Source organism: Streptomyces sp. NPDC004752 (assembly GCF_053601275.1).
The window spans coordinates 1-21056 of the sequence record NZ_JBSGBN010000115.1; the positions used below are offsets into that span (position 1 = coordinate 1).

Below are 21056 nucleotides of genomic sequence, written 5' to 3' on the forward strand. Positions count from 1 at the left end.
GCGGCCCCGGCGGCGCTCCCGGCGGCACCCGGGCGCTCGCCGAACCGCGCGCGCTCCCCCGCCGGTTCCTCCGCCCGGCCCTCCTCCGGATCGTCCTGATCTTCCGGGTGCGCGGCGAGCCACCGCTGGATGGCGATGCGCGCGGCCGGTGTGTGCGCGTGCTCCAGCCATTCCCGGGAGGGTTCGGAGGCCGGGTCCTGGCCCATGAGGAGTTGGACGGAGTCGCCGTCCCGCAGGACCGTGCTGAGGGTGGCCAGGCGGCCGTTGACGCGGGCACCGATGCAGGCGTGCGCGTCCTCGCCGTACTGGGCGTAGGCGGCGTCCACGCAGGTGGCTCCCTCGGGCAGCCCCAGCGTGCCGCCGTCGGGCCTGAAGACGGTGATCTCGCGGTCCTGGGCGAGGTCCTCGCGCAACGTCGACCAGAAGGTGTCGGGGTCGGGGGCGCCCCGCTGCCATTCGAGGAGCCGGGAGAGCCAGCCGGGGCGGGTCGGGTCGGCGCGCTCGCCGTCGGCCGCCGACGCGTGCTCGTCCCCGGGTGGGGCATAGGGGTTGCCGAGGGCGACCACGCCCGCCTCGGCGACGCGATGCATCTGGTGGGTGCGGATGAGGACTTCGACGACCTGGCGGTCCGCGCGGGCGACGGCGGTGTGCAGCGACTGGTACAGGTTGAACTTGGGTACGGCGATGAAGTCCTTGAACTCCGAGACGACGGGCGTCATGCAGGTGTGCAGCTCGCCCAGGACGCCGTAGCAGTCCGCGTCCTCGTTGACCAGTACGAGCAGGCGCCCGAAGTCGGCGCCGCGCAGCCGCCCGCGCTTGCGGGTCACGCGGTGCATGGAGACGAAGTGCCGCGGACGGATGAGGACTTCGGCCTGGATGCCGGCTTCGCGCAGGACCGTGCGGGCCTCGTCGGCGATCTGGGTGAGGGGGTCGTCGGGGCGGGCCGCGTTGTCGGCGATCAACTGCCGCGTGTGTTCGTACTCCTCGGGGTGGAGGATGGCGAAGACCAGGTCCTCCAGTTCGGTCTTGAGGGCCTGGACGCCCAGCCGCTCGGCGAGCGGGATCAGCACGTCGCGGGTCACCTTGGCGATCCGGGCCTGTTTCTCGGGGCGCATCACACCGAGGGTGCGCATGTTGTGCAGCCGGTCGGCGAGCTTGATCGACATCACCCGGACGTCGTTGCCGGTGGCGAGGAGCATCTTGCGGAAGGTCTCGGGCTCGGCGGCGGCCCCGTAGTCGACCTTCTCCAGTTTGGTGACCCCGTCGACGAGGTAGCGGACCTCCTCGCCGAACTGGTCCCGCACCTGGTCCAGCGTCACATCGGTGTCCTCGACGGTGTCGTGGAGCAGGGAGGCCGTCAAGGTCGTGGTCTCGGCGCCGAGTTCGGCGAGGATCAGGGTCACGGCGAGCGGGTGCGTGATGTACGGCTCGCCGCTCTTGCGCATCTGGCCGCGGTGCGAGGACTCCGCCAGAACGTAGGCGCGGCGCAGCGGTTCGAGGTCGGCGTCGGGGTGGTGGGCGCGGTGGGCGTCGACGACGTGGCCGATGGCGTCGGGCAGCCGATCGCGGGCGGCCGGGCCGAGCAGCGCGGCCCGGCCGAGCCGACGCAGGTCGATCCGGGGGCGGGCCTTCCTGCGGGGCGCTGTAGGGGCTACAGGACCAGGGGTCGCGGGGTTCGTGGCCTCCGCACTCATGGGCACCTCCGGCTCGTGGACCGGCGGACGGAGCCCCAGGGCGTACGTGGCTCAGGGATGGCAACGTTCCCCCGTCCGTGCCGGTGCTTGATGCTATCGAGCCCATCACGCCCGACTGACCGCCTCTCGCCAAGCGTGAAACGGATCACCCATTCGAGCGACGATCTGAAGGTTTACGGTTTACGCCAAGCGCTCAGCGGTCGGCCGTGGTTTCGAACCGGCACGAACCCCGCTGCCCGCGAATCCACGTGTCCAGGGCGGCCGAGGCCACGGTTCGCGTGGTCAGCGGGCCACATCGCATGGTCAGCGGGCCGCGTTTTCCAGCCACTCGGCGTCGATCTCGCCCTCGGCCACGATCACCGCGGGACCGGTCATCTCGATCTCGCCGTCCGGCCGCTCGGTGATCACGAGGCGTCCGCCGGGCACATCCACGGTGTAGGTCGCCGGGGCTCCGGTGACGGCCGGGTCGGTGCCGTCGCGGCGGGCGGCGGCCACGGCGACGGCGCACGCGCCCGTGCCGCACGAGCGGGTCTCGCCGGAGCCGCGCTCGTGCACGCGCATGGCGACGTGCCCAGGGCCGCGGTCGACGACGAACTCGATGTTGACCCCGTCGGGGTAGGCGGCGGCCGGGCTGAACGGGGGCTGGGCGAGGAGGTCGCCCGCGAGCCCGAGGTCGTCGACGAAGGCGACGGCATGCGGATTGCCCATGTTCACGTTCCGCGCGGGCCAGCTGCGCTCGCCGACGCTCACCGTCACGGCCCCCTCGGGCAGGCGCGCGCTGCCCATGCCGACCGTGACATCGCCGCCCTTGGCGATGTGGACGGTCTTCACGCCCGCGCGGGTGGCGATCGCGAGGTCGCCTTCGTCCGCATGTCCGGCGTGCTGGAGGTAGCGGGCGAACACCCGGACTCCGTTGCCGCACATCTCCGCGACCGAGCCGTCGCCGTTGCGGTAGTCCATGAACCATTCCGCTCGGGACGCCATCCCCGCGGCCTCCGGGTGCGCGGCGGAGCGCACCACATGCAGCACGCCGTCGCCGCCGATGCCGGCGCGGCGGTCGCACAGGGCGGCGACGGCGGCCGGGCTGAGGTCCAGGGCGTTCTCCGGGTCGGGGACGATCACGAAGTCGTTCTCGGTGCCATGACCCTTGAGGAAGGCGATCCGCGTGCTCATTCCTCGATCGTACGGGGTCGCTGTGACATCCCCGCGCGGCCGGTGACCGGCGCGACGGTTCCGCGCCCCGCTGCCCGGGGCGGCCGTGACCTGCGCGGAACGGTGCGCTGACGCGACGCCCCACCGGCGGGCGCGGCCGGGCAGCGGGCACGGCCGGGCAACGGGCGCAGGCAGGCAGCGAACGCAGGCGGGCAGCGGGCGGCTTTCGGTGGCGCGGCGGGCTGCTTCGGTGGCGCGGCGGGCTCAGTGACGCAGTCGGGCCACGCGCCACACGGCGAGGACCGCCACCACGGCCACGATCAGGACGTAGGCCAGGACGACGCGCCAGTCGGGGCGGCGGCCGGAGCCCCGCGGGGGCAGCCCCGGCAGGGTGTGCCCGACACGGCGGGCGGCCATCATGCCCCAGCCCGCGGAGCAGGAGCAGATCAGCAGGCCGAGCATCGCGATCACCGCGCCGCTGTCGCCGAAGTCGAAGGCGAGCGGGAAGGCGAACATCAGGGAGCCGACCGCGGCCAGGCCCACGATGGGGGCGGTCTGCCAGATCCGCAGCCGGCGCTGTGGGCGCAGCTCGACCTCGACCTCCGGACCGCCGGTGAACATCTCCTCGGGCTCCGGGCCGTCGGCGGTCACGCCGCCCGGCGTCTCATCGGGTCCGTCGGGGCTCAGACGGTCCTCACCGCGCTCCGCTTCGCCGCCGTCGGCGGTGCTGTGCTCGGTGCCTTGTGCGGTGTCGCGAGGGCCGGCCTCCATCGCCACGCGCCCTCCCAACTCGGACTCCACTTGGTCGATCGAAGCTCGATGATGGCATGGCGCCGGAGGCCCCGATGACCGGCGGCGCATCCCGATGCCATCACGTGATCAGGCTGTGACCGGTCGTTCGAGCAACGCCAGTGCGAGGTCCCGAAGTTCCGACCGGTCCGCCGCGGCCCCACTCAACCAGTGCACGCGCGGGTCGCGCCTGAACCATGAATCCTGGCGGCGTGCGAAGCGTTTGGTGGCACGTACGGTCTCCGATCGTGCCTCCTGTTCGGTGCAGTCACCGGACAGCGCCGCAAGGACCTGCTGGTAGCCGAGCGCGCGCGACGCCGTACGCCCCTCGCGCAGCCCCCGCGTCTCCAGGGCACGCACCTCGGCCACGAGGCCCGCCTCCCACATGCGGTCGACACGGTGCGCGATGCGCTCGTCGAGTTCGGGGCGGGCCACGTCGACGCCGATCTGGACCGTCTCGTACACCGAGTCATGACCGGGAAGGTTGGCGGTGAAGGGGCGGCCGGTGATCTCGATCACTTCCAGGGCGCGGACGATACGGCGGCCGTTGCTGGGCAGGATCGCCCGGGCGGCCTCGGGGTCGGCGGCAGCGAGGCGCGTGTGCAGCGCTCCTGAGCCGCGCTGCGCGAGCTCCTCCTCCAGCCGGCTCCTGACCTCGGGGTCGGTGCCGGGGAACTCCAGGTGGTCCACCGCGCCACGGACGTACAGGCCGGAGCCGCCGACCAGGACCGGCCAGCGCCCCTCGGCGAGCAGTGCCTCGATCCGGGCGCGGGCCAGTCTCTGGTACTCGGCGACGGAGGCGGCGACCGTGACGTCCCAGATGTCCAGCAGGTGGTGCGGGACGCCGCCGCGTTCCTCGGGTGTCAGCTTGGCGGTGCCGATGTCCATGCCGCGGTAGAGCTGCATGGAGTCGGCGTTGATCACCTCGCCGCCGAGCCGCTGGGCGAGGAAGACGCCCAGGTCGGACTTGCCCGCGGCGGTGGGTCCGACGACGGCGATGACTCGGGGGGCGGAGGGTGCACTGCTCACCGCACCAGTCTCCCAAACCCCGCGGCCGCGTCTCGAACGGGTTGTGCTACGGGTTGTGCGACGGCCGTTGCACGGCCCGCCCGGGAGGTTTCGGGACCGGCCCCGGGTTGCGTCGGGTCACGCGTGATTCCGCCCGCGCGGGTACCGTATGGAACGGATGTGGGCACTTCAGCCCGCCTTCTCGCACCCCTGTCAGGGGCCGCGGCGAGGGAGCCGCGGGGGCGGCGGGGGACGGTGCGGGTGCCCGCAGGCAACCGTCCCGCAAGGAAGGTGGACCATGGGTCTTTTCGACAATGTGAAGGCCAAGCTGGGCCCGGCCAAGGACAAGGTGTCCGACCTCGCGCAGCAGCACGGGGGCAAGATCCAGGACGGCCTCGACAAGGCCGCCAAGGTGGTCGACGAGAAGACCAAGGGCAAGTACAGCGACAAGATCCACGCGGGCACCGACAAGGCCAAGGACGCCATGGAACGGCTCGCGCACAAGGGCGGCTCCGAGGCGGACGGCGGCACGAGCGGGACCGCGGGAACCACGGGGGCAACGGAAACGAAGGGGACGGCTGGCACGCCACCGAAGACGCCCCCGCCGTCCTCCTGATCACGCGGGTCCGCGTCCGGGACGCGGACCCGCACGCCGTGGAACCAGGGCGGCGCGGACCGGGAAACCGGAGCGCCGCAGACCGTGGAGCCGCAGACCGTGGAATCGGGCCGTCGCAGATCCCGGTCCTAGGACCAGGCCGCCACCAGGTAGCCCACGCCGTAGGGCGCGTCGTCGTAGAGAAGTGTGCCGGTCAGGTCGGCACCCTCGGCCGCGCCCGCGAGGATCTGCCAGGGTGCACGGCCTGACGCCTTCAGCTCCTGCGCCAGGTCGGCGTCCAGTGCCGCGAGTGCCGTCAGGTCCGCCGACCCCAGGGCACGCGCGACCTCCGCGTCGAACGGCGCCGCCCGCTCGTCCAGATAGCCCGGTGCCTTGAGCGTGCGGCACGCGCTGGCGTCGCCCATCACCAGCAGTGCCGTCCGCGCGGCCCGCGCGCCGATTTCCCTTCCCACTTCTCTACACCGCTCGGGGGCCAGCGGTTCCCCCACGCCGAGTCCCTCGATCGGGGCGACCGCCCAGCCGGTCCGCTCCAGCAGCCAAGCGGCGACGGCGAGCGACGGCGGCAGCGTCCGCTCGGGGGCCGGGTCCCCGGCCGGTCCCAGCCGCACATCGAGGTCCACGCCGAAGCCACCGAAGGAACCCCGGGCGCCCTGCGGGTGGGCGCCACGCCCGTCCGCAGCGGCGGGTCCGAGGACCACCAGGCGGTCGGGGCGGGCGGCGGCGAGCACGCCGAGCGCGTCCGCGCACGCGGCACGCGCGGAGTCCAGCTCCGCCGCGGCACCCGCGGCGACCTCGGGCACAAGCAGGGGAGGACAAGGGCAGACTGCGGCGGCGACAAGCATGATCGGCAGCGTACGTCAGTCGCAGCCGCAGGCACCCGTGGCGGCCGGCAGGGGGTCCGGCACGCCGATCTTGGGCAGGCCCAGCATGACGCCCGCCGGTTTGGCCGACTCGGCCTCGGTCCGCTTCTCCCACGCGTCACCCGCGCGCGTGCGGCGCACGGCGAGGGTCGGCCCCTCGGCGAGGAGATGGTGCGGGGCGGCGTACGTCACCTCGACGGTGACCACGTCGCCGGGGCGCACGGGCTGCTCGGGCTTGGTGAAGTGGACCAGGCGGTTGTCGGGGGCGCGGCCGGAGAGGCGGTGTGTGGCACCGTCCTTGCGACCCTCGCCCTCCGCGACCATCAGCTCCAGGGTGCGACCGACCTGCTTCTTGTTCTCCGCCCAGGAGATCTCCTCCTGGAGGGCGACCAGCCGCTCGTAGCGTGCCTGGACGACTTCCTTGGGGATCTGACCGTCCATGGTGGCCGCCGGGGTGCCGGGACGCTTGGAGTACTGGAAGGTGAACGCCTGCGTGAAGCGCGCCTCGCGGACGACGTGGAGGGTCTGCTCGAAGTCCTCCTCCGTCTCCCCGGGGAAGCCCACGATGATGTCGGTGGTGATCGCCGCGTGCGGGATCGCGGCGCGCACCTTCTCGATGATGCCGAGGTAGCGCTCCTGCCGGTAGGAGCGGCGCATCGCCTTCAGGACGGTGTCCGAGCCGGACTGGAGGGGCATGTGCAGCTGCGGCATGACGTTGGGCGTCTCGGCCATGGCGGCGATCACATCGTCGGTGAAGTCGCGGGGGTGCGGCGAGGTGAAACGCACCCGCTCCAGGCCCTCGACGGTGCCGCAGGCGCGCAGCAGCTTGCTGAATGCCTCGCGGTCGCCGATGTCGGAGCCGTAGGCGTTGACGTTCTGGCCGAGCAGCGTGATCTCGGAGACGCCCTCGGCGACCAGGGCCTCGACCTCGGCGAGAATGTCGCCGGGGCGGCGGTCCTTCTCCTTGCCGCGCAGCGCGGGGACGATGCAGAAGGTGCAGGTGTTGTTACAACCGACGGAGATCGACACCCAGGCCGCGTACGCGCTCTCCCGCCGGGTCGGGAGCGTCGAGGGGAACGCCTCCAGCGACTCGGCGATCTCGACCTGGGCCTCCTCCTGCACCCGGGCCCGCTCCAGCAGCACCGGGAGCTTGCCGATGTTGTGCGTGCCGAAGACGACGTCCACCCAGGGCGCCCTCTGCACGATCGTGTCCCGGTCCTTCTGGGCCAGGCAGCCGCCGACGGCGATCTGCATGCCGGGGCGCCGGGCCTTCTGCGGCGCGAGCCGGCCGAGGTTGCCGTACAGCCGGTTGTCGGCGTTCTCACGCACGGCGCAGGTGTTGAAGACGACGACGTCGGCGTCGCCGTCGGACCCCTCGGGGGCACGCACGTAACCGGCTTCTTCGAGCAGCCCGGACAATCGCTCGGAATCGTGAACGTTCATCTGGCACCCGTAGGTCCGGATTTCGTAGCTCTTGGATTCTCGAACGTCCACTGCGGGGCTCCGGTGGCTGCTGCTGCTCATTCCTCAAGGGTAGGCGCTTGGGAGAGGGCCACGGTCGCCGCGCCCAGGGAGGCCGGGCCCATCACGGCAGGGGCCTCCTGGCGGGCGCAGACACAGCCCGGCGACCGGCCAAGCCGAGGCCGACGACGGCGGGGCCACGGTCGCCGTCAGGCGCCGTCCGGGATCCAGCCCTGGCGGCGCAGGACCGCGGACACGTCCGGCGCCGCGTAGTGGTCGCCCTTGAGCACCTTGCCGTCGGCCCGGCGGGCGACCTGGCCGTCGGGTCCCAGCTTGCTCATGTTGGAGCGGTGCACCTCGGTCAGCACCGCGTCGAGGTCGATCCCGTGGACCAGCGCGGTGCCGTACGCCACATAGACCACGTCGGCCAGTTCGTGCGCGAGCCGGTCGAGAGGTCCGGCCACCGAGACCTCGGCCACCTCAGCTGCCTCCTCGGCGAGCAGTTCCCCACGGTGCGCGGCCAGTTCGGGGGACACCTCGGTCGGTCTGTTGCGAGCGTCGAGGCCGAAGGCCAGATGGAACTCACGGACGAGATCGGCGGGCGTGGAGGTCATACGGCGACTGTAACGGCCACCTGTGACATCGCCCCGGGGGGCTGCTCTCGACCCGGCTGTACTCTCGCCCGCGGCCGCACTCGACCCGGCTGTACCCTCGCCCGCGGCCCGCCCGGCCACAACGCCGAACACGCCCCGCCCGCCCCCGTACGACACCGCCAGCCCCCGCCCGGCGCGGCCACGACGCCGAACGCGCCCCGCCCTGCCCGGACATGAGATCACCAGCGGCCCGCCCGCGCGGTCATGAGATCAACCGCGGCCCACCCCACCTGCCGGTGGCCGCCGGTGGCCGCCCGCACCCCACCCGACCCTGTCTCGCTACTCGCCCTACTCGCCCTACCCGTCCTGCCCGTCCTGCCCGGCCTGGTCAGGACCGTGGGCGGGCTGGCAGGATCGCGCGCATGTCCAAGGTGTTCCCCCGTATCGGCAAGCGCCGGGCGTTGCAGGGCACGGCCGTCGGTGTCGTCGCCCTGGCCCTGCTGGCGTGGTGGCTGCTGCCCCTGGGCGAGCACCCGCCGACCGGGACGATCGTCTTCAGCACCGGGACCCAGCGCGGGGTGTACCAGGAGTACGGCGAGCGGCTGCGCACCGAACTCGGCAAGGACATGCCGGGCTTGAAGGTGAAGCTGCTGAACAGCGCCGGCTCGCAGGAGAACGTGCAGCGGGTGGCGACCGGCGAGGCCGACTTCACCATCGCGGCGGCCGACGCGGTGGAGACGTATGTGCTCGACCACCGCCCCGGCGCAACGGACCTGCGCGGCGTGGCCCGGCTGTACGACGACTATGTGCAGCTGATCGTCCCGCGTGACTCGGCCGTGCGGACGGTCGCGGACCTCAAGCACAAGCGGGTGGCCATAGGGCCGGTCGACTCCGGGGTGCGGCTGATCGCCGACCGGGTGCTCAGGGCCGCGGGGATCGATCCCGGCAAGGACATCACGCCCCGGGCCGACGGCATCGACACCGGGCCCGACCGGCTGAAGCGGGGCGACATCGACGCGTTCTTCTGGTCGGGCGGCCTGCCCACGAAGGGGCTGTCCGAGGTGGCCCGGACCTTCGACCTGCGGTTCGTCCCGATCGAGGCCGACCTGGTGGCCCGGCTGCGCGGCCAGGGCGACGTCACCCGCTACTACCGCACCACCAACATGCCCGAGTCCGCTTATCCGTCCGCCCAGCACGGCATGACGGTCGCGACGATCGCGGTCTCCAATCTGCTGATGACCCGCAAGGACGTGGACCCGAGGCTCACCGAGTGGCTGACCCGCACGGTGATCAAGAGCCGCGACGACATCGGCAGCCACGTCCACTCCGCGCAGCTGGTCGACCTGCGTACCGCGATCTACACCGACCCGCTGACCCTGCACGAGGGCGCGCGGCGGTACTACCGGTCGGTCAAACCGTAGGCGCGCTCGGCGCCGCCGGCCCGTGCCTGGGTACCCTCACCGTCACCTTCAGGCCGCACGGCGCGTGGCGCCCGTACACGATCGAGCCGCCGCCCGCCACGAGCAGGGCCCGGGTGATGGACAGGCCGAGACCGGAACCCTTGATGTTCTGGTGCCGGCCGCTGCGCCAGAAGCGGTCGCCGATGCGGGCCAGTTCCTCGTCGGACAGGCCGGGCCCGGTGTCCGTGACCACGACCGTCGAGGTGGCTCCGTCGGAGGCGACGGCCACCTCGACGGTGCCGTCCTCGGGTGTGAACTTGACCGCGTTGTCGATCACCGCGTCGAGGGCGCTGGACAGCGTGATCGGGTCGGCCCAGGCGGTGGTGGGCGGGCAGTCGCCGACCAGCCGGACGCCCGTGGCCTCGGCGGCCGGCGCCCAGGCGGCCACCCGCTCCGCCGCGACCTGGCCGATGTCGGTCAGTCGCAGGTCCGCCTCGGCATGCTCGGCCAGGGCCAGGTCCAGCAGGTCGTCCAGGACCTGGGCGAGCCGTCGGCCCTCGGTCTGGACGGAGGCGATCTCCGCGTTGCCCTCGGGCAGTTCGAGGGCGAGCAGTTCGATGCGCAGCAGCAGCGCGGCGAGCGGGTTGCGCAACTGGTGCGAGGCGTCCGCGACGAAGGCGCGCTGCTGCTCCAGCACGCTCTCGACGTTGTCCGCCATCTCGTTGAACGAACGGGCCAGCCTGCGCAGTTCCGGCGGGCCGCCGGCCGCCGCCACCCGTGACTTCAGGCGTCCGGTGGCGATGTCGTGGGTGGTGGCGTCCAGGACGCGCACGGGCCGCAGCACCCAGCCGGTCAGCCGGAGGGCGGCGCCGACGGCGAGCAGCATCGCGGCGATCTCACCGGTGCCGACGAGCAGCCAGCCGCGCAGCGTCCGCGAACGCATCGCTCCGGTCGGCGAGTCGGTGACCACCACGGCCGCCACGTCGCCGTCGCGGATCACCGGCGACGCGACGACGAGCCGGCTGCGCTGCCAGGGCCAGACCTGCTCCGGGTCGTGGCTGCGCCGGCTGAGCAGCGCCTCCTCGAAGGCGTCGCGCACCTCGCCCTCCTCGGGCAGCAGCCAGTCGCCGGGCGCGTTCGCCATCGGCGAGGCGTTGCGGTAGAAGACGCCCGCGCGGATGCCGTAGACCTCGTAGTAGCTGATGAGTTCGCGGCGCAGGGTCTCCTTGCGCTCGTCCTCGGTCGAGCGGCGCGCCCCGGCGGGCGCGTCGGTGACGAACTGGGCCAGCGCGGCGAACCGGGCCGTGTCGTCGATCCGGTCGACGACCACCGTCCGCTGCTGGGCCGCCGCGCTGCTGACGGCGAGCGGAACGCCGAGCGCGAGCAGCACGGCCGCCATCAGGACGATGAGCAGCGGAAGGAGACGTGTGCGCACCAGTGCCCGCTAGGCGCCCGGGGCGACGAGCCGGTAGCCCACGCCGCGTACGGTCTCGATCAGTGCGGGCAGGCGTAGTTTGGCGCGCAGGGAGGCGACGTGCACCTCCAGGGTGCGCCCCGTGCCCTCCCAGCTGGTACGCCAGACCTCGCTGATGATCTGTTCCCGCCGGAACACCACGCCCGGCCGCTGGGCAAGCAGCGCGAGCAGGTCGAACTCCTTGCGGGTCAGCTGGATCACGGTGCCGTCCACCGTGACCCGGCGGGTGGGCAGTTCGATGTGCACGGAGCCGAGCCGCAGCGCGCTGTCGCCGCCGGTCACCGTGTCCTCGTGGGCGGTGCGCCGGCTGACGGCGTGGATCCGGGCGAGCAGTTCCCCTGTGTCGTACGGCTTCACCACGTAGTCGTCGGCGCCGAGGTTGAGGCCGTGGATGCGGGAGCGGACGTCGGCGCGCGCGGTGACCATGATCACCGGGGTGCTGGTGCGTTTGCGGATCTTGCCGCACACCTCGTAGCCGTCCTGGTCGGGCAGGCCCAGGTCGAGCAGGACCACGCCGAAGCCGGGGCCTTCGGGGACGAGCGCCTGGAGCGCTTCTTCGCCGCTACGCGCGTGCGTGACGTCGAAGCCATGCCGGGCCAGGATCGCGGACAGCGCGGCCGCGACGTGGTTGTCGTCCTCGACGAGCAGCAGTCTCATCCCCGCCCCCTCCGGTTCAGCGGTCGTACCGTCCCGGTTCGCAATCGGCCACTAAGAAGTGCCTACGCAGAAGAAAGTTGCCCACGCGCGCGTGCACCATGGCAGTCACGCCCACTGACAAGGACGGCGTCAAGAGGGTTCCGGTTACTCACCGCATCCGTTACCCGGCCGATACGTGACCAGGTCACAACTGCTACGACACGTGTCCGATTGCTATCGGATCGTGATGCTCAGATTCCCCTCAGATGTGATGACGCTTGTCGCACGGCTCACTACTGTCCTCCGAAACCGAGGAGGACGGAGCCTGAGAGCGATGACCGAAGTATCGGTGGCCAAGGAAGACGTGGCCGCGACCGGCGATCTGGTCGTCCTGAAGAGCGTCAACAAGCACTTCGGCGCGTTGCATGTGCTCCAGGACATCGATCTGACGATCGCTCGCGGCGAGGTCGTTGTGGTCATCGGACCCTCCGGGTCCGGTAAGTCGACCCTGTGCCGCACCATCAACCGCCTGGAGAGCATCGATTCGGGCACCATCACGATCGACGGCAGGCCGCTGCCCCAGGAGGGCAGGGAACTGGCCCGGCTACGGGCGGACGTCGGGATGGTGTTCCAGTCCTTCAATCTCTTCGCGCACAAGACCGTGCTCGACAACGTGATGCTGGGACAGGTCAAGGTCCGCAAGGCGGACAAGAAGCAGGCCGAGGAGAAGGCCCGGGCCCTGCTCGACCGGGTCGGCGTGGGCACCCAGGCCGACAAGTACCCCGCACAGCTCTCCGGCGGGCAGCAGCAGCGTGTGGCCATCGCACGGGCCCTGGCGATGGGCCCGAAGGTGATGCTCTTCGACGAACCGACCTCCGCCCTCGATCCCGAGATGATCAACGAGGTCCTGGAAGTTATGCAGCAACTCGCCCGCGACGGCATGACCATGATCGTCGTCACCCACGAGATGGGCTTCGCGCGCTCGGCCGCGAACCGCGTGGTCTTCATGGCGGACGGCCGCATCGTCGAACAGTCCGCGCCGGACCAGTTCTTCAGCAACCCGCGCAGCGACCGGGCCAAGGACTTCCTGTCGAAGATCCTGCACCACTGACGGCGCCCGCCCGCATTCCGGACGATCCGGGTTCACCCCCACCGACGGCCCGCTTCCTCACCACACGAAGGATGTTCACCATGAAGCTCCGCAAGGTCACCGCAGCCTCGGCCGCCGTACTCGCGCTCTCCCTGGCCGCCACCGCGTGCGGTTCCGACGACAAGAAGGACAGCGGTTCCTCCGGCGGCGACAAGAAGATCACCGTCGGCATCAAGTTCGACCAGCCCGGCATCGGCCAGAAGACCCCGCAGGGCTACACGGGCTTCGACGTCGACGTGGCCACGTATGTCGCCAAGAAGCTCGGCTACAGCGAGGACCAGATCGAGTGGAAGGAGTCGAAGAGCGCCGACCGCGAGACGATGCTCAAGCGCGGTGACGTCGACTTCATCGCCGCCTCGTACTCGATCACCCCGGAGCGCGAGCAGCAGGTCGACTTCGCCGGCCCCTATCTGCTGGCCCACCAGGACGTGCTGATCCGCGCGGACGACGACAGCATCAAGTCGGCCTCGGACCTCAACAGCAAGAAGCTGTGCTCGGTGACCGGTTCGACCTCGGCGCAGAACGTCCATGACAAGCTGGCCCCCAAGGCGCAGCTCCAGGAGTACCCGACGTACTCGGCGTGTCTGACCGGTCTGCAGAACAAGGTCATCGACGCGCTCACCACGGATGACTCGATCCTCGCCGGCTACGCCTCGCAGTCGCAGTTCAAGGGCAAGTTCAAGCTCGCCGGTCTCAAGATGACCAACGAGAACTACGGCATCGGGGTCAAGAAGGGCAGCGACCTCAAGGGCAAGATCAACAAGGCCCTTGAGGACATGGTCTCCGACGGTTCCTGGCAGAAGGCCGTGGACAGCAACTTCGGTCCGGCCAACTACAAGAACGAGCCCGCCCCGAAGATCGGCGACATCAAGAGCTGAGGCAGTGCCCGGCCGGTGCGCCGCCCTCGCGGCGGCGCACCTGGGCATCCCTACACGCGGAAGCGCGGGAGATCGTGTTCGACTTTCTTGAGGGTTACGACCTGCTGGGCGCCTTCTGGGTGACGGTGCAGCTGACGCTGCTGTCCGCCGTGGGCTCCCTGATCTGGGGCACCCTACTGGCCGCCATGCGGGTGGGCCCGGTGCCGCTGATGCGCGGTTTCGCAACCGCCTACGTGAACATCGTGCGGAACATCCCGCTCACGGTGATCATTCTGTTCAGCTCGCTCGGCCTGTACTCGACCCTGAACATCACCATGGGTTCGAACGTCATCGAGACGAGCAACTTCCGGCTGGCCGTGCTCGGCTTGATCGTGTACACGTCCGCCTTCGTCTGCGAGGCGCTGCGCTCCGGCATCAACACGGTGCCGGTCGGGCAGGCCGAGGCCGCCCGGGCGATCGGCCTCAGCTTCACCCAGGTGCTGGGCCTGGTGGTGCTTCCGCAGGCGTTCCGTGCGGCCGTCGGCCCGCTGACGAACGTGCTGATCGCGCTGACCAAGAACACCACGGTGGCGGCCGCGATCGGCGTGGCGGAGGCCGCGTACCTGATGAAGAAAATGGTCGAGAACGAGGCGCAGTTGGTGCTGATCTCAGCCGTCATCGCCGTCGGCTTCTGCCTCCTGACGCTGCCGACCGGTCTGATCCTCGGCTGGGTCGCCAAGAAGGTGGCGGTGAAGCGATGAGTTCCGTCCTGTACGACGCCCAGGGCCCGCGCGCCAAGCGGCGCAACCTCCTCTACACGGTGGTCTTCGCCCTCGCCGCGGCCGCCGTCCTGTGGTGGGTCTTCAGCGCCCTCGCCGACAAGGACCAGTTGGCCTGGGAAAAGTGGAAGCCGTTCCTCGGCGGCACCGAGGCATACTCGACCTATATCTGGCCCGGTCTGGAGAACACCCTCAAGGCCGCCGCCCTGTCCATGATCATCGCGCTGCCGCTGGGCGCGGTCCTCGGCATAGCCAGGCTCTCTGACCACGTCTGGGTACGCGTCCCGGCCTCGGTCGTGGTCGAGTTCTTCCGGGCGATCCCGGTCCTGGTCCTGATGATCTTCGGGATGGCCTGGTACTCCGAGTACACCAACGTCAGCTCGGACGACCGTCCGCTGTACGCGGTCGTCACCGGCCTCGTGCTCTACAACGCCTCCGTCCTGGCCGAGATCGTCCGCGCCGGCATTCTGTCCCTTCCGCGGGGCCAGTCCGAGGCCGCGATGGCGATCGGTCTGCGCAAGAACCAGACGATGCGGCTGATCCTGCTGCCGCAGGCGGTCACCGCGATGCTCCCGGCGATCGTCAGCCAGCTCGTGGTGATCGTGAAGGACACGGCGCTCGGCGGCGCGGTCATGACCTTCCCCGAACTGCTCGCCTCGGCCAACACGATGAGCGGCTACTACGGGGCCAACACGATCGCGTCCTTCACCGTGGTGGCTGTGATCTTCGTGGCGATCAACTTCTCGCTCACGTCCTTCGCCGGCTGGCTGGAACGACGGCTGCGGCAGGGCAAGAAGTCCACCGGCGCGGTGCTCGGCGCCGACGCGGTCGCCGAACTGGCCGCCCCGGGCGAGCACGACGAGGTGACGAAGATCGGGTGAGGCCGGCGGGCCCGGGGCACGACGACCCGACCAGCGCAGCGCGGCACCCTTGATGAGCCCCATGAGGCCGGACGAGCGGGACGGCTGAACCGGATGAACCGGATGGCTGAGCCGGATGAGCGGGACGGCTGAGCCGGATGGGCCGGATGATCTGACGAGGCGACGGCTCCCCCGGGGCAGTGGCATGATCGCCACCACCCCCGGTCACTTGACGCAAACACCGGCAATGGGTTGCATACGTTCTGTGATCGTGCACCCTGCTCCACCTTCCTGTTCACCCACGTCCGTCCAGGCACAGCCGCGGGCAGGGGGCGCCGCGCCGTGGACCCGGTGATCATCGTCGGAGCGGGGCCCGTCGGGCTCACGCTCGCCCTGGCGCTGGCCCGCCAGGACGTGCCGTCCGTCGTCCTGGACGAGGGCGTCGGCACGGACGAACCACGCGCCGCACGCACCGTCGTGCTGCGCGAGGACACCGCCGCGCTGGTGACCCGGCTCACCGGCGTCCCGCTCGCCGAGCGGGGGCTGCGCTGGGCCGGATGGCGGTCGCTGCGGCGCAAGCAGGTGATGGGCGAGATCGAGTTCGACGACGCCGAGCCCGGTCCGCTGCATCTCGCGCAGCATGTGCTGACCGGCGCCCTGCGCACTGCGCTCGCCGACGCGCCGCTGACCAGGCTGGTCGTGGACAGCCGTGTCGACACGATCGAGCAGGAACGCTCCGGCGTCACCGCCCACACCCGGGGCCCCGACGGCACTTGGTGGCGCGGCAGCTATCTCGTCGGATGCGACGGGCCCCGCTCCACCGTGCGCAAGCTCCAGGACATCCGCTTCCCCGGCCGTACGGCGGTGGAGCGGCACGCCGTCGCCGCACTGCGCGCCGAACTGCCCCGGCCCGACTGGGCGTTGCTGCACCGGCAGCCGCCGTGGCGGGCGTCCGGGCCGTTCGCCGGTGAGGTGACCGCCCGCCCCCTGCCGGACGGCGTGTGGCGCCTGGACTGGCTGCTGCCGCCGGGCAAGGACCTCGTCACGCCCGAACTCCTGGTGGCCCGGGTCCGCGAGACCCTGGCCGGCTGGACGGACGGCACCACACCCCCGTACGAACTCCTCGACACCGGGGTCCACACGGTCCACCACCGGCTCGCCCGCCGCTGGCGCGTGGGGCGGGTGTTCCTCGCCGGGGACGCCGCCCATCTGCTCGGCGCGCTCGGCACCCAGGGGCTCGACGAGGGGCTCAGGGACGCCGACAACCTCGCCTGGAAGCTGGCGGCGGCCTGGCACCACGGCCCGCGCGAGGCGCTGCTCGACTCCTACCAGGCGGAGCGACGCGCCGTGGCAGCCGCGCGGCTGCGCGCCGCCGACCAGGCACTGCCGGTGCTGCGCGGCGGTGCCGGGCTGCGCGGGTACGTCCCCGGCGCCGCTCGCGGGCACGACACGCTGCTCACGGACGGTCACCTGGGACGGGGGCAGCTCGGCGCCCCGGGGAGGTACGCCGACTCGCCGCTCACGCCCGGGCACCTCGACGCGGAGGTTCCGGTCGACACGCCCCCCGGCGCGCAGGTCGGCAACGTGCGGGTCACGGCGGAGGACGGCACCTTCGTCCGGCTGCGGGACCGACTCGGCCGCGGGACGCTGCTGGTCGTCCTGATCGCGCCGGGCACGGGCGTGTGGGACCGCAAGCACTGGGTGACCGCCGGGATCATGCCCCGCCTGGCGGCGGCGGTGACCGCACTGCCGCACCCGGCCGAACTGCTGGTCGCCGAGGCGTATCCGGGAGCGCCCGCGCACACCGTGCTGCTCGTCCGCCCCGACGGGCACCTGGTCACCGCGCTGGGCGGGGTCCGTCCGGCCGACCTGTACACGGCCGCGGAGGCTGCGCTGGGCGGCGCGGCCGAAGAGGAGGCCGAGGCGGGGGCCGAGGCGGCGGGGGCGGGCTCCGGAGCGCGCTGACCCTTCCCTCCCTGCCGCGTGGTCCGGTCCACAATCCGACGACGAGTTGACCGCCGCGCTTCCGCAGTGGTGTACTCCGCTTCGTGATCGACACCTGTGTGCGCCTGTGGCGGAGGGTCCATATGGACCTGGTCCGCTATGCGGGCTGCGTGTGTCGCCGCACCTGCTGAATTCGCACCCCCCTCTCTTATCCGCGCGCCGCACCTGAACTGCGGCGCGCTGTCGGCGAACGCTCAACAGGACGGTGTACGTGTCTGTCTCTTCCTCCGCATCTGTTCCCTCCGCCACCCCGGCCACCGGCTCTGTCCCGGTCGCGCCCACCCAGGCGGACCTCCTCGACTTCGTCCGGCGGACCGCCGCCGACGCCGAACTGATCGCCTCGCTTCCGCTCGATCCGGAGGGACGCACCTGGGTGCGGCTGGACGGCCCCGGCGGCAGTGAGGCATGGCTGATCGGCTGGCCTCCCGGTACCGGTACGGGCTGGCACGACCACGCCGAGTCGATCGGCGCCTTCCTCACCGCGGTGGGCGAACTGAAGGAGAACTCGTTCGCCGCCCGGCTGCCCACCGACGGCTGGCAGACGCTGGAACTCACCGAGGGCGTGGACCGCGAGCGGCGGCTGACGGCCGGGCGCGGCCGTTCCTTCGGTCAGCACCATGTCCACGAGGTGCTCAACGAGTCCACCGAGCGGCATGCGGTCTCCGTCCACGCCTACTACCCGCCGCTGCCGCAGATCCGCCGCTACAGCCGCAGCGGCCAGGTACTGCGGCTGGAGCAGGTCGAGCGCCCCGAGGACTGGCAGTGAGCGAGTCGTCGGGCGCGAGCGGGGCCGAACGACCGGTCGGCATAGATGAGTTGCTGGCTCGAGTACGTGCGGGCTACCGGCGGATCGAGCCCCGCGAGGCGTACGACGCGGCGCAGGGCGGGGAGGCCCTGCTGGTCGATATCCGGTATGCGGCGCTGCGCGAGCGCGACGGGCTGATCCCCGGCGCGCTCGTCATCGAGCGCAACGAACTGGAATGGCGCCTCGATCCCCGGGGCAGCCATCGCGCGCCCGAGGCCACCAGCCACGACCTGCGCATCGTGGTGATCTGCAACGAGGGCTATGCGTCCAGTCTGGCGGTCTCCTCCCTGCACCGGCTGGGCCTGCACCGGGCCACGGACCTGATCGGCGGCTTCCAGGCGTGGAAGACGGCGGGGCTGCCGGTGGTGTCCTGACCCGCGGCTCCCGCTCCGCCGGGGCATGCTCCCCCGCTGCTCCCCCGGTCTTCCGGGCGCGGTCCAACGGGTTCGATCCTCTGGGTGCGGTCCAACGGGCCCGATCCTCCGGTCAGGGCGACGGCCGGGCGGGACGACGCCGGCACTGGTCCTCGGTGACGAGCCGGCCCGGCGGCCCTGCCTGCTGACCGACCTCGTCGGCGCTGACTGACCTCGTCGTCGGCTCGTCCCCGGGGGGATCAGAACTCCTCGCCGTCGAGGAACTCCGTGTCCTCGCCCTCTTCCTCCAGCGCCTGCCGGACCACTCGGAGGGCCATGCCCTCGGAGTAGCCTTTGCGGGCGAGCATCCCGGCCAGGCGGCGTATGCGTCTGTCCCGGTCGAGGCCGCGGGTGGAGCGCAGCTTACGGGCGACGAGGTCATGGGCGGTCGACTCCTCCTGTTCGGCGTCGAGTTGGGACACGGCCTCGTCGATCAGTGCCGAGTCGACCCCCTTGGTGCGCAGCTCCCGGGCGAGCGCGCGACGGGCCAGCCCCCGGCCGTGGTGCCGGGACTCCACCCAGGCGTCGGCGAACGCACTGTCGTCGATCAGGCCGACCTCCTCGAACCGCGACAGCACCTCCTCGGCGACATCCTCCGGGATCTCCTTCTTGCGCAGGGCGTCCGCCAGTTGCTTGCGCGTGCGCGGGGTCCCGGTGAGCAGGCGCAGGCAGATCGCCCGCGCCCGCTCAGCCGGGTCCCCCGGAGACTCCTCCTGCTCAGCCCTCGACGAGGAGAACGAGCCTCCGTCTTCGTCGGCGGGTCCCCCGAAGCCACGCCGACGACGCCCGCGCGGGCCGCCGCCACGACGCCCGCCACCGGGCGGTCCGCCCCCGTGTGGTTCCTCGCCGTGGGGCCCACCCCCGTGTGGCCCCACGCCGTGTGGTCCCTCGCCACGAGGCCGGCCGCTGTGCGGCCCGTCGCCGTACGAGTCCTGCGGACCGTCGGGTCCGAAGGCGTCGGCCCCGCCACCGGATCCGCCCCTGAACAGCCGGTCGCCGTCGAACGCCCCCTCGCCGTCCGTGCCGTCGCCCGTCCGGGCAGGACCGGCACCGCCTCTCCCCGTCCGCTCCCGGTGAGCTTCGAGGCGCGCGTACTCGGCCCAGTCGGTTCGTCGTGTCACGGTCAGCTCTTGGCTGCGGCGGCCTTGGGCTTGGTGGCCTTGGCGGCTGCCGGGGCGGGCCCTGTCTTCGCCGCGTCGCCCGCAGCGGCGGCGACCGCGGCGTCCGCCCCCGGCTCGGCGGCGGGCTCCTCGGGCCGCACGCCGACGCCCAGCTTCTCCTTGATCTTCCTCTCGATCTCGTTGGCCAGGTCGGGGTTGTCCTTGAGGAAGTTGCGCGCGTTCTCCTTGCCCTGGCCGAGCTGGTCGCCCTCGTACGTGTACCAGGCGCCGGCCTTGCGGACGAAGCCGTGCTCCACGCCCATGTCGATCAGGCCGCCCTCGCGGCTGATGCCCTGGCCATAGAGGATGTCGAACTCGGCCTGCTTGAAGGGCGGGGCGACCTTGTTCTTGACGACCTTGCAGCGGGTGCGGTTGCCGACCGCTTCCGTGCCGTCCTTCAGCGTCTCGATACGACGGATGTCGATGCGCACCGAGGCGTAGAACTTCAGTGCCCGGCCACCCGTCGTGGTCTCCGGGGAGCCGAACATGACGCCGATCTTCTCGCGGAGCTGGTTGATGAAGATGGCGGTGGTCTTGGACTGGTTGAGCGCGCTGGTGATCTTCCGCAGCGCCTGGCTCATCAGCCGGGCCTGCAGACCCACATGGCTGTCGCCCATCTCGCCCTCGATCTCCGCGCGCGGGACGAGCGCGGCGACGGAGTCGATGACGATCAGGTCGAGCGCGCCGGAGCGGACCAGCATGTCCACGATCTCCAGCGCCTGCTCGCCGTTGTCCGGCTGGGACAGGATCAGGTTGTCGATGTCGACGCCCAGCTTGCGCGCGTACTCGGGGTCGAGGGCGTGCTCCGCGTCCACGAACGCGACCTGGCCGCCTGCCTTCTGCGCGTTCGCCACGGCGTGCAGCGTCAAGGTCGTCTTGCCGGAGGACTCCGGTCCGTAGATCTCGACGACACGGCCGCGCGGCAGGCCGCCGACGCCTAGGGCCACGTCGAGCGCGGTCGACCCGGTCGGGATGACCTCGATGGGCTCCTTCGACCGCTCGCCCATGCGCATGACCGCGCCCTTGCCGAATTGCCGTTCAATCTGTGCGAGCGCGGCGTCGAGCGCCTTCTCGCGGTCGGTTCCTGCCATGGGTTCCACCCGGTTTGCTTGTGTCGATCGCTTCACGTCAAAGACGCTAACGCCTGCCACTGACAATGCGTCCCGACGCCGACCCGGCCTGTGGATAACTCCGGCACTTCTCCACCCGAACCGAGACGAAACCCCCGTCGAGAACCTCGCCTGAACCTCCATGAGAATAGATGTTCGATTTTCGTGTCAAGCGCACCACGCGGCACTTCCGCACCCCGTGCGCACCCCGCCCTGCGCCATCGAGGGCCGGTGAT

The 21056-nt window shown here is 71.3% G+C and carries 21 protein-coding genes; 10 read left to right on the forward strand and 11 right to left on the reverse strand.

Annotation, left to right across the window (positions count from 1 at the left end; genetic code table 11):
• The 4 genes from ACWEKM_RS34900 to miaA all read right to left on the reverse strand — a co-directional run.
• A partial coding sequence (locus ACWEKM_RS34900; protein ID WP_451625288.1) for a RelA/SpoT family protein occupies positions 1-1694 on the reverse strand: 1694 nt, incomplete at its 3' end.
• A gap of 303 nt (positions 1695-1997) precedes the next feature.
• On the reverse strand, positions 1998-2867 hold the full coding sequence (dapF, locus tag ACWEKM_RS34905) for a diaminopimelate epimerase (protein ID WP_451625289.1): 870 nt from the start codon (positions 2865-2867) through the stop codon (positions 1998-2000).
• A 243-nt stretch (positions 2868-3110) separates the two neighbouring features.
• Positions 3111-3617, reverse strand: coding sequence for a hypothetical protein (locus ACWEKM_RS34910; RefSeq protein ID WP_451625312.1), 507 nt, complete (start codon positions 3615-3617; stop codon positions 3111-3113).
• A 108-nt stretch (positions 3618-3725) separates the two neighbouring features.
• On the reverse strand, positions 3726-4664 hold the full coding sequence (gene miaA, locus ACWEKM_RS34915; RefSeq protein WP_451625290.1) for a tRNA (adenosine(37)-N6)-dimethylallyltransferase MiaA: 939 nt from the start codon (positions 4662-4664) through the stop codon (positions 3726-3728).
• A 277-nt stretch (positions 4665-4941) separates the two neighbouring features.
• On the opposite strand from miaA, the gene ACWEKM_RS34920 reads away from it, so the two are divergent.
• Positions 4942-5259: an antitoxin gene (locus ACWEKM_RS34920; protein WP_451625291.1), complete on the forward strand. Its 318-nt coding sequence runs from the start codon at positions 4942-4944 to the stop codon at positions 5257-5259.
• A 128-nt stretch (positions 5260-5387) separates the two neighbouring features.
• On the opposite strand, the gene ACWEKM_RS34925 is transcribed toward ACWEKM_RS34920, so the two are convergent.
• The 3 genes from ACWEKM_RS34925 to ACWEKM_RS34935 form a co-directional block, all read right to left on the reverse strand.
• Positions 5388-6101, reverse strand: coding sequence for a class III extradiol dioxygenase subunit B-like domain-containing protein (locus ACWEKM_RS34925; protein ID WP_451625292.1), 714 nt, complete (start codon positions 6099-6101; stop codon positions 5388-5390).
• A gap of 15 nt (positions 6102-6116) precedes the next feature.
• Entirely contained in the window at positions 6117-7643 is a 1527-nt protein-coding gene (gene miaB, locus ACWEKM_RS34930; RefSeq protein ID WP_451625293.1) for a tRNA (N6-isopentenyl adenosine(37)-C2)-methylthiotransferase MiaB, read from the reverse strand.
• 146 nt (positions 7644-7789) lie between these two features.
• Positions 7790-8194, reverse strand: coding sequence for a pyrophosphohydrolase domain-containing protein (locus tag ACWEKM_RS34935; protein ID WP_451625294.1), 405 nt, complete (start codon positions 8192-8194; stop codon positions 7790-7792).
• Positions 8195-8595: 401 nt separating this feature from the next.
• On the opposite strand from ACWEKM_RS34935, the gene ACWEKM_RS34940 reads away from it, so the two are divergent.
• On the forward strand, positions 8596-9594 hold the full coding sequence (locus ACWEKM_RS34940) for a TAXI family TRAP transporter solute-binding subunit (RefSeq protein ID WP_451625295.1): 999 nt from the start codon (positions 8596-8598) through the stop codon (positions 9592-9594).
• On the opposite strand, the gene ACWEKM_RS34945 is transcribed toward ACWEKM_RS34940, so the two are convergent.
• Both ACWEKM_RS34945 and ACWEKM_RS34950 read right to left on the reverse strand, forming a co-directional pair.
• On the reverse strand, positions 9584-11008 hold the full coding sequence (locus tag ACWEKM_RS34945; protein WP_451625296.1) for an ATP-binding protein: 1425 nt from the start codon (positions 11006-11008) through the stop codon (positions 9584-9586). The two genes, ACWEKM_RS34940 and ACWEKM_RS34945, sit on opposite strands and share 11 nt — an antisense overlap.
• 9 nt (positions 11009-11017) lie before the next feature.
• On the reverse strand, positions 11018-11704 hold the full coding sequence (locus tag ACWEKM_RS34950) for a response regulator transcription factor (RefSeq protein ID WP_451625297.1): 687 nt from the start codon (positions 11702-11704) through the stop codon (positions 11018-11020).
• A gap of 313 nt (positions 11705-12017) precedes the next feature.
• Between ACWEKM_RS34950 and ACWEKM_RS34955 the strand changes: the two genes are divergently transcribed.
• From ACWEKM_RS34955 to ACWEKM_RS34990, 8 genes are all read left to right on the forward strand, one after another.
• Entirely contained in the window at positions 12018-12794 is a 777-nt protein-coding gene (locus ACWEKM_RS34955) for an amino acid ABC transporter ATP-binding protein (RefSeq protein ID WP_451625298.1), read from the forward strand.
• 80 nt (positions 12795-12874) lie between these two features.
• Positions 12875-13711 (forward strand): glutamate ABC transporter substrate-binding protein, encoded by an 837-nt coding sequence (locus ACWEKM_RS34960; RefSeq protein WP_451625299.1) that lies wholly within the window; start codon positions 12875-12877, stop codon positions 13709-13711.
• 74 nt (positions 13712-13785) lie between these two features.
• Positions 13786-14451, forward strand: a complete 666-nt coding sequence (locus ACWEKM_RS34965; RefSeq protein ID WP_451625300.1) for an amino acid ABC transporter permease — start codon at positions 13786-13788, stop codon at positions 14449-14451.
• A complete protein-coding gene (locus ACWEKM_RS34970) occupies positions 14448-15350 on the forward strand; it encodes an amino acid ABC transporter permease (protein WP_451625301.1) in 903 nt (300 codons plus the stop codon). The genes ACWEKM_RS34965 and ACWEKM_RS34970 overlap by 4 nt, the downstream gene beginning before the upstream one ends.
• A gap of 321 nt (positions 15351-15671) precedes the next feature.
• Positions 15672-17294: an FAD-dependent monooxygenase gene (locus ACWEKM_RS34975; protein WP_451625302.1), complete on the forward strand. Its 1623-nt coding sequence runs from the start codon at positions 15672-15674 to the stop codon at positions 17292-17294.
• 122 nt (positions 17295-17416) lie between these two features.
• Positions 17417-17464, forward strand: a complete 48-nt coding sequence (locus ACWEKM_RS34980; RefSeq protein ID WP_351741692.1) for a hypothetical protein — start codon at positions 17417-17419, stop codon at positions 17462-17464.
• Positions 17465-17544: 80 nt separating this feature from the next.
• Positions 17545-18099: a cysteine dioxygenase gene (locus tag ACWEKM_RS34985; RefSeq protein WP_451625303.1), complete on the forward strand. Its 555-nt coding sequence runs from the start codon at positions 17545-17547 to the stop codon at positions 18097-18099.
• Positions 18096-18512: a rhodanese-like domain-containing protein gene (locus tag ACWEKM_RS34990; RefSeq protein ID WP_451625304.1), complete on the forward strand. Its 417-nt coding sequence runs from the start codon at positions 18096-18098 to the stop codon at positions 18510-18512. Before ACWEKM_RS34985 ends, ACWEKM_RS34990 begins: the two co-directional genes overlap by 4 nt.
• A 239-nt stretch (positions 18513-18751) precedes the next feature.
• Here ACWEKM_RS34990 and recX read toward each other — a convergent pair whose 3' ends face one another.
• The gene (recX, locus tag ACWEKM_RS34995; RefSeq protein WP_451625305.1) at positions 18752-19672 is read right to left on the reverse strand and encodes a recombination regulator RecX; all 921 of its coding nucleotides are present in this window, start codon (positions 19670-19672) and stop codon (positions 18752-18754) included.
• 2 nt (positions 19673-19674) lie between these two features.
• Positions 19675-20802 carry a recombinase RecA gene (gene recA / locus ACWEKM_RS35000; RefSeq protein WP_451625306.1) on the reverse strand — a complete coding sequence of 376 codons (1128 nt, stop codon included), beginning with the start codon at positions 20800-20802 and terminating at the stop codon, positions 19675-19677.
• Positions 20803-21056 lie beyond the last annotated feature (254 nt).

What these genes read in the sequence shown, in the direction of transcription:
- dapF (WP_451625289.1), bottom strand. Translation starts at nt 2,867, where the DNA reads ATGAGCACGCGGATCGCCTTCCTCAAGGGTCATGGCACCGAGAACGAC.
- ACWEKM_RS34910 (WP_451625312.1), bottom strand. Translation starts at nt 3,617, where the DNA reads ATGGAGGCCGGCCCTCGCGACACCGCACAAGGCACCGAGCACAGCACC.
- ACWEKM_RS34920 (WP_451625291.1), top strand. Translation starts at nt 4,942, where the DNA reads ATGGGTCTTTTCGACAATGTGAAGGCCAAGCTGGGCCCGGCCAAGGAC.
- ACWEKM_RS34925 (WP_451625292.1), bottom strand. Translation starts at nt 6,101, where the DNA reads ATGCTTGTCGCCGCCGCAGTCTGCCCTTGTCCTCCCCTGCTTGTGCCC.
- miaB (WP_451625293.1), bottom strand. Translation starts at nt 7,643, where the DNA reads ATGAGCAGCAGCAGCCACCGGAGCCCCGCAGTGGACGTTCGAGAATCC.
- ACWEKM_RS34935 (WP_451625294.1), bottom strand. Translation starts at nt 8,194, where the DNA reads ATGACCTCCACGCCCGCCGATCTCGTCCGTGAGTTCCATCTGGCCTTC.
- ACWEKM_RS34940 (WP_451625295.1), top strand. Translation starts at nt 8,596, where the DNA reads ATGTCCAAGGTGTTCCCCCGTATCGGCAAGCGCCGGGCGTTGCAGGGC.
- ACWEKM_RS34950 (WP_451625297.1), bottom strand. Translation starts at nt 11,704, where the DNA reads ATGAGACTGCTGCTCGTCGAGGACGACAACCACGTCGCGGCCGCGCTG.
- ACWEKM_RS34955 (WP_451625298.1), top strand. Translation starts at nt 12,018, where the DNA reads ATGACCGAAGTATCGGTGGCCAAGGAAGACGTGGCCGCGACCGGCGAT.
- ACWEKM_RS34960 (WP_451625299.1), top strand. Translation starts at nt 12,875, where the DNA reads ATGAAGCTCCGCAAGGTCACCGCAGCCTCGGCCGCCGTACTCGCGCTC.
- ACWEKM_RS34970 (WP_451625301.1), top strand. Translation starts at nt 14,448, where the DNA reads ATGAGTTCCGTCCTGTACGACGCCCAGGGCCCGCGCGCCAAGCGGCGC.
- recA (WP_451625306.1), bottom strand. Translation starts at nt 20,802, where the DNA reads ATGGCAGGAACCGACCGCGAGAAGGCGCTCGACGCCGCGCTCGCACAG.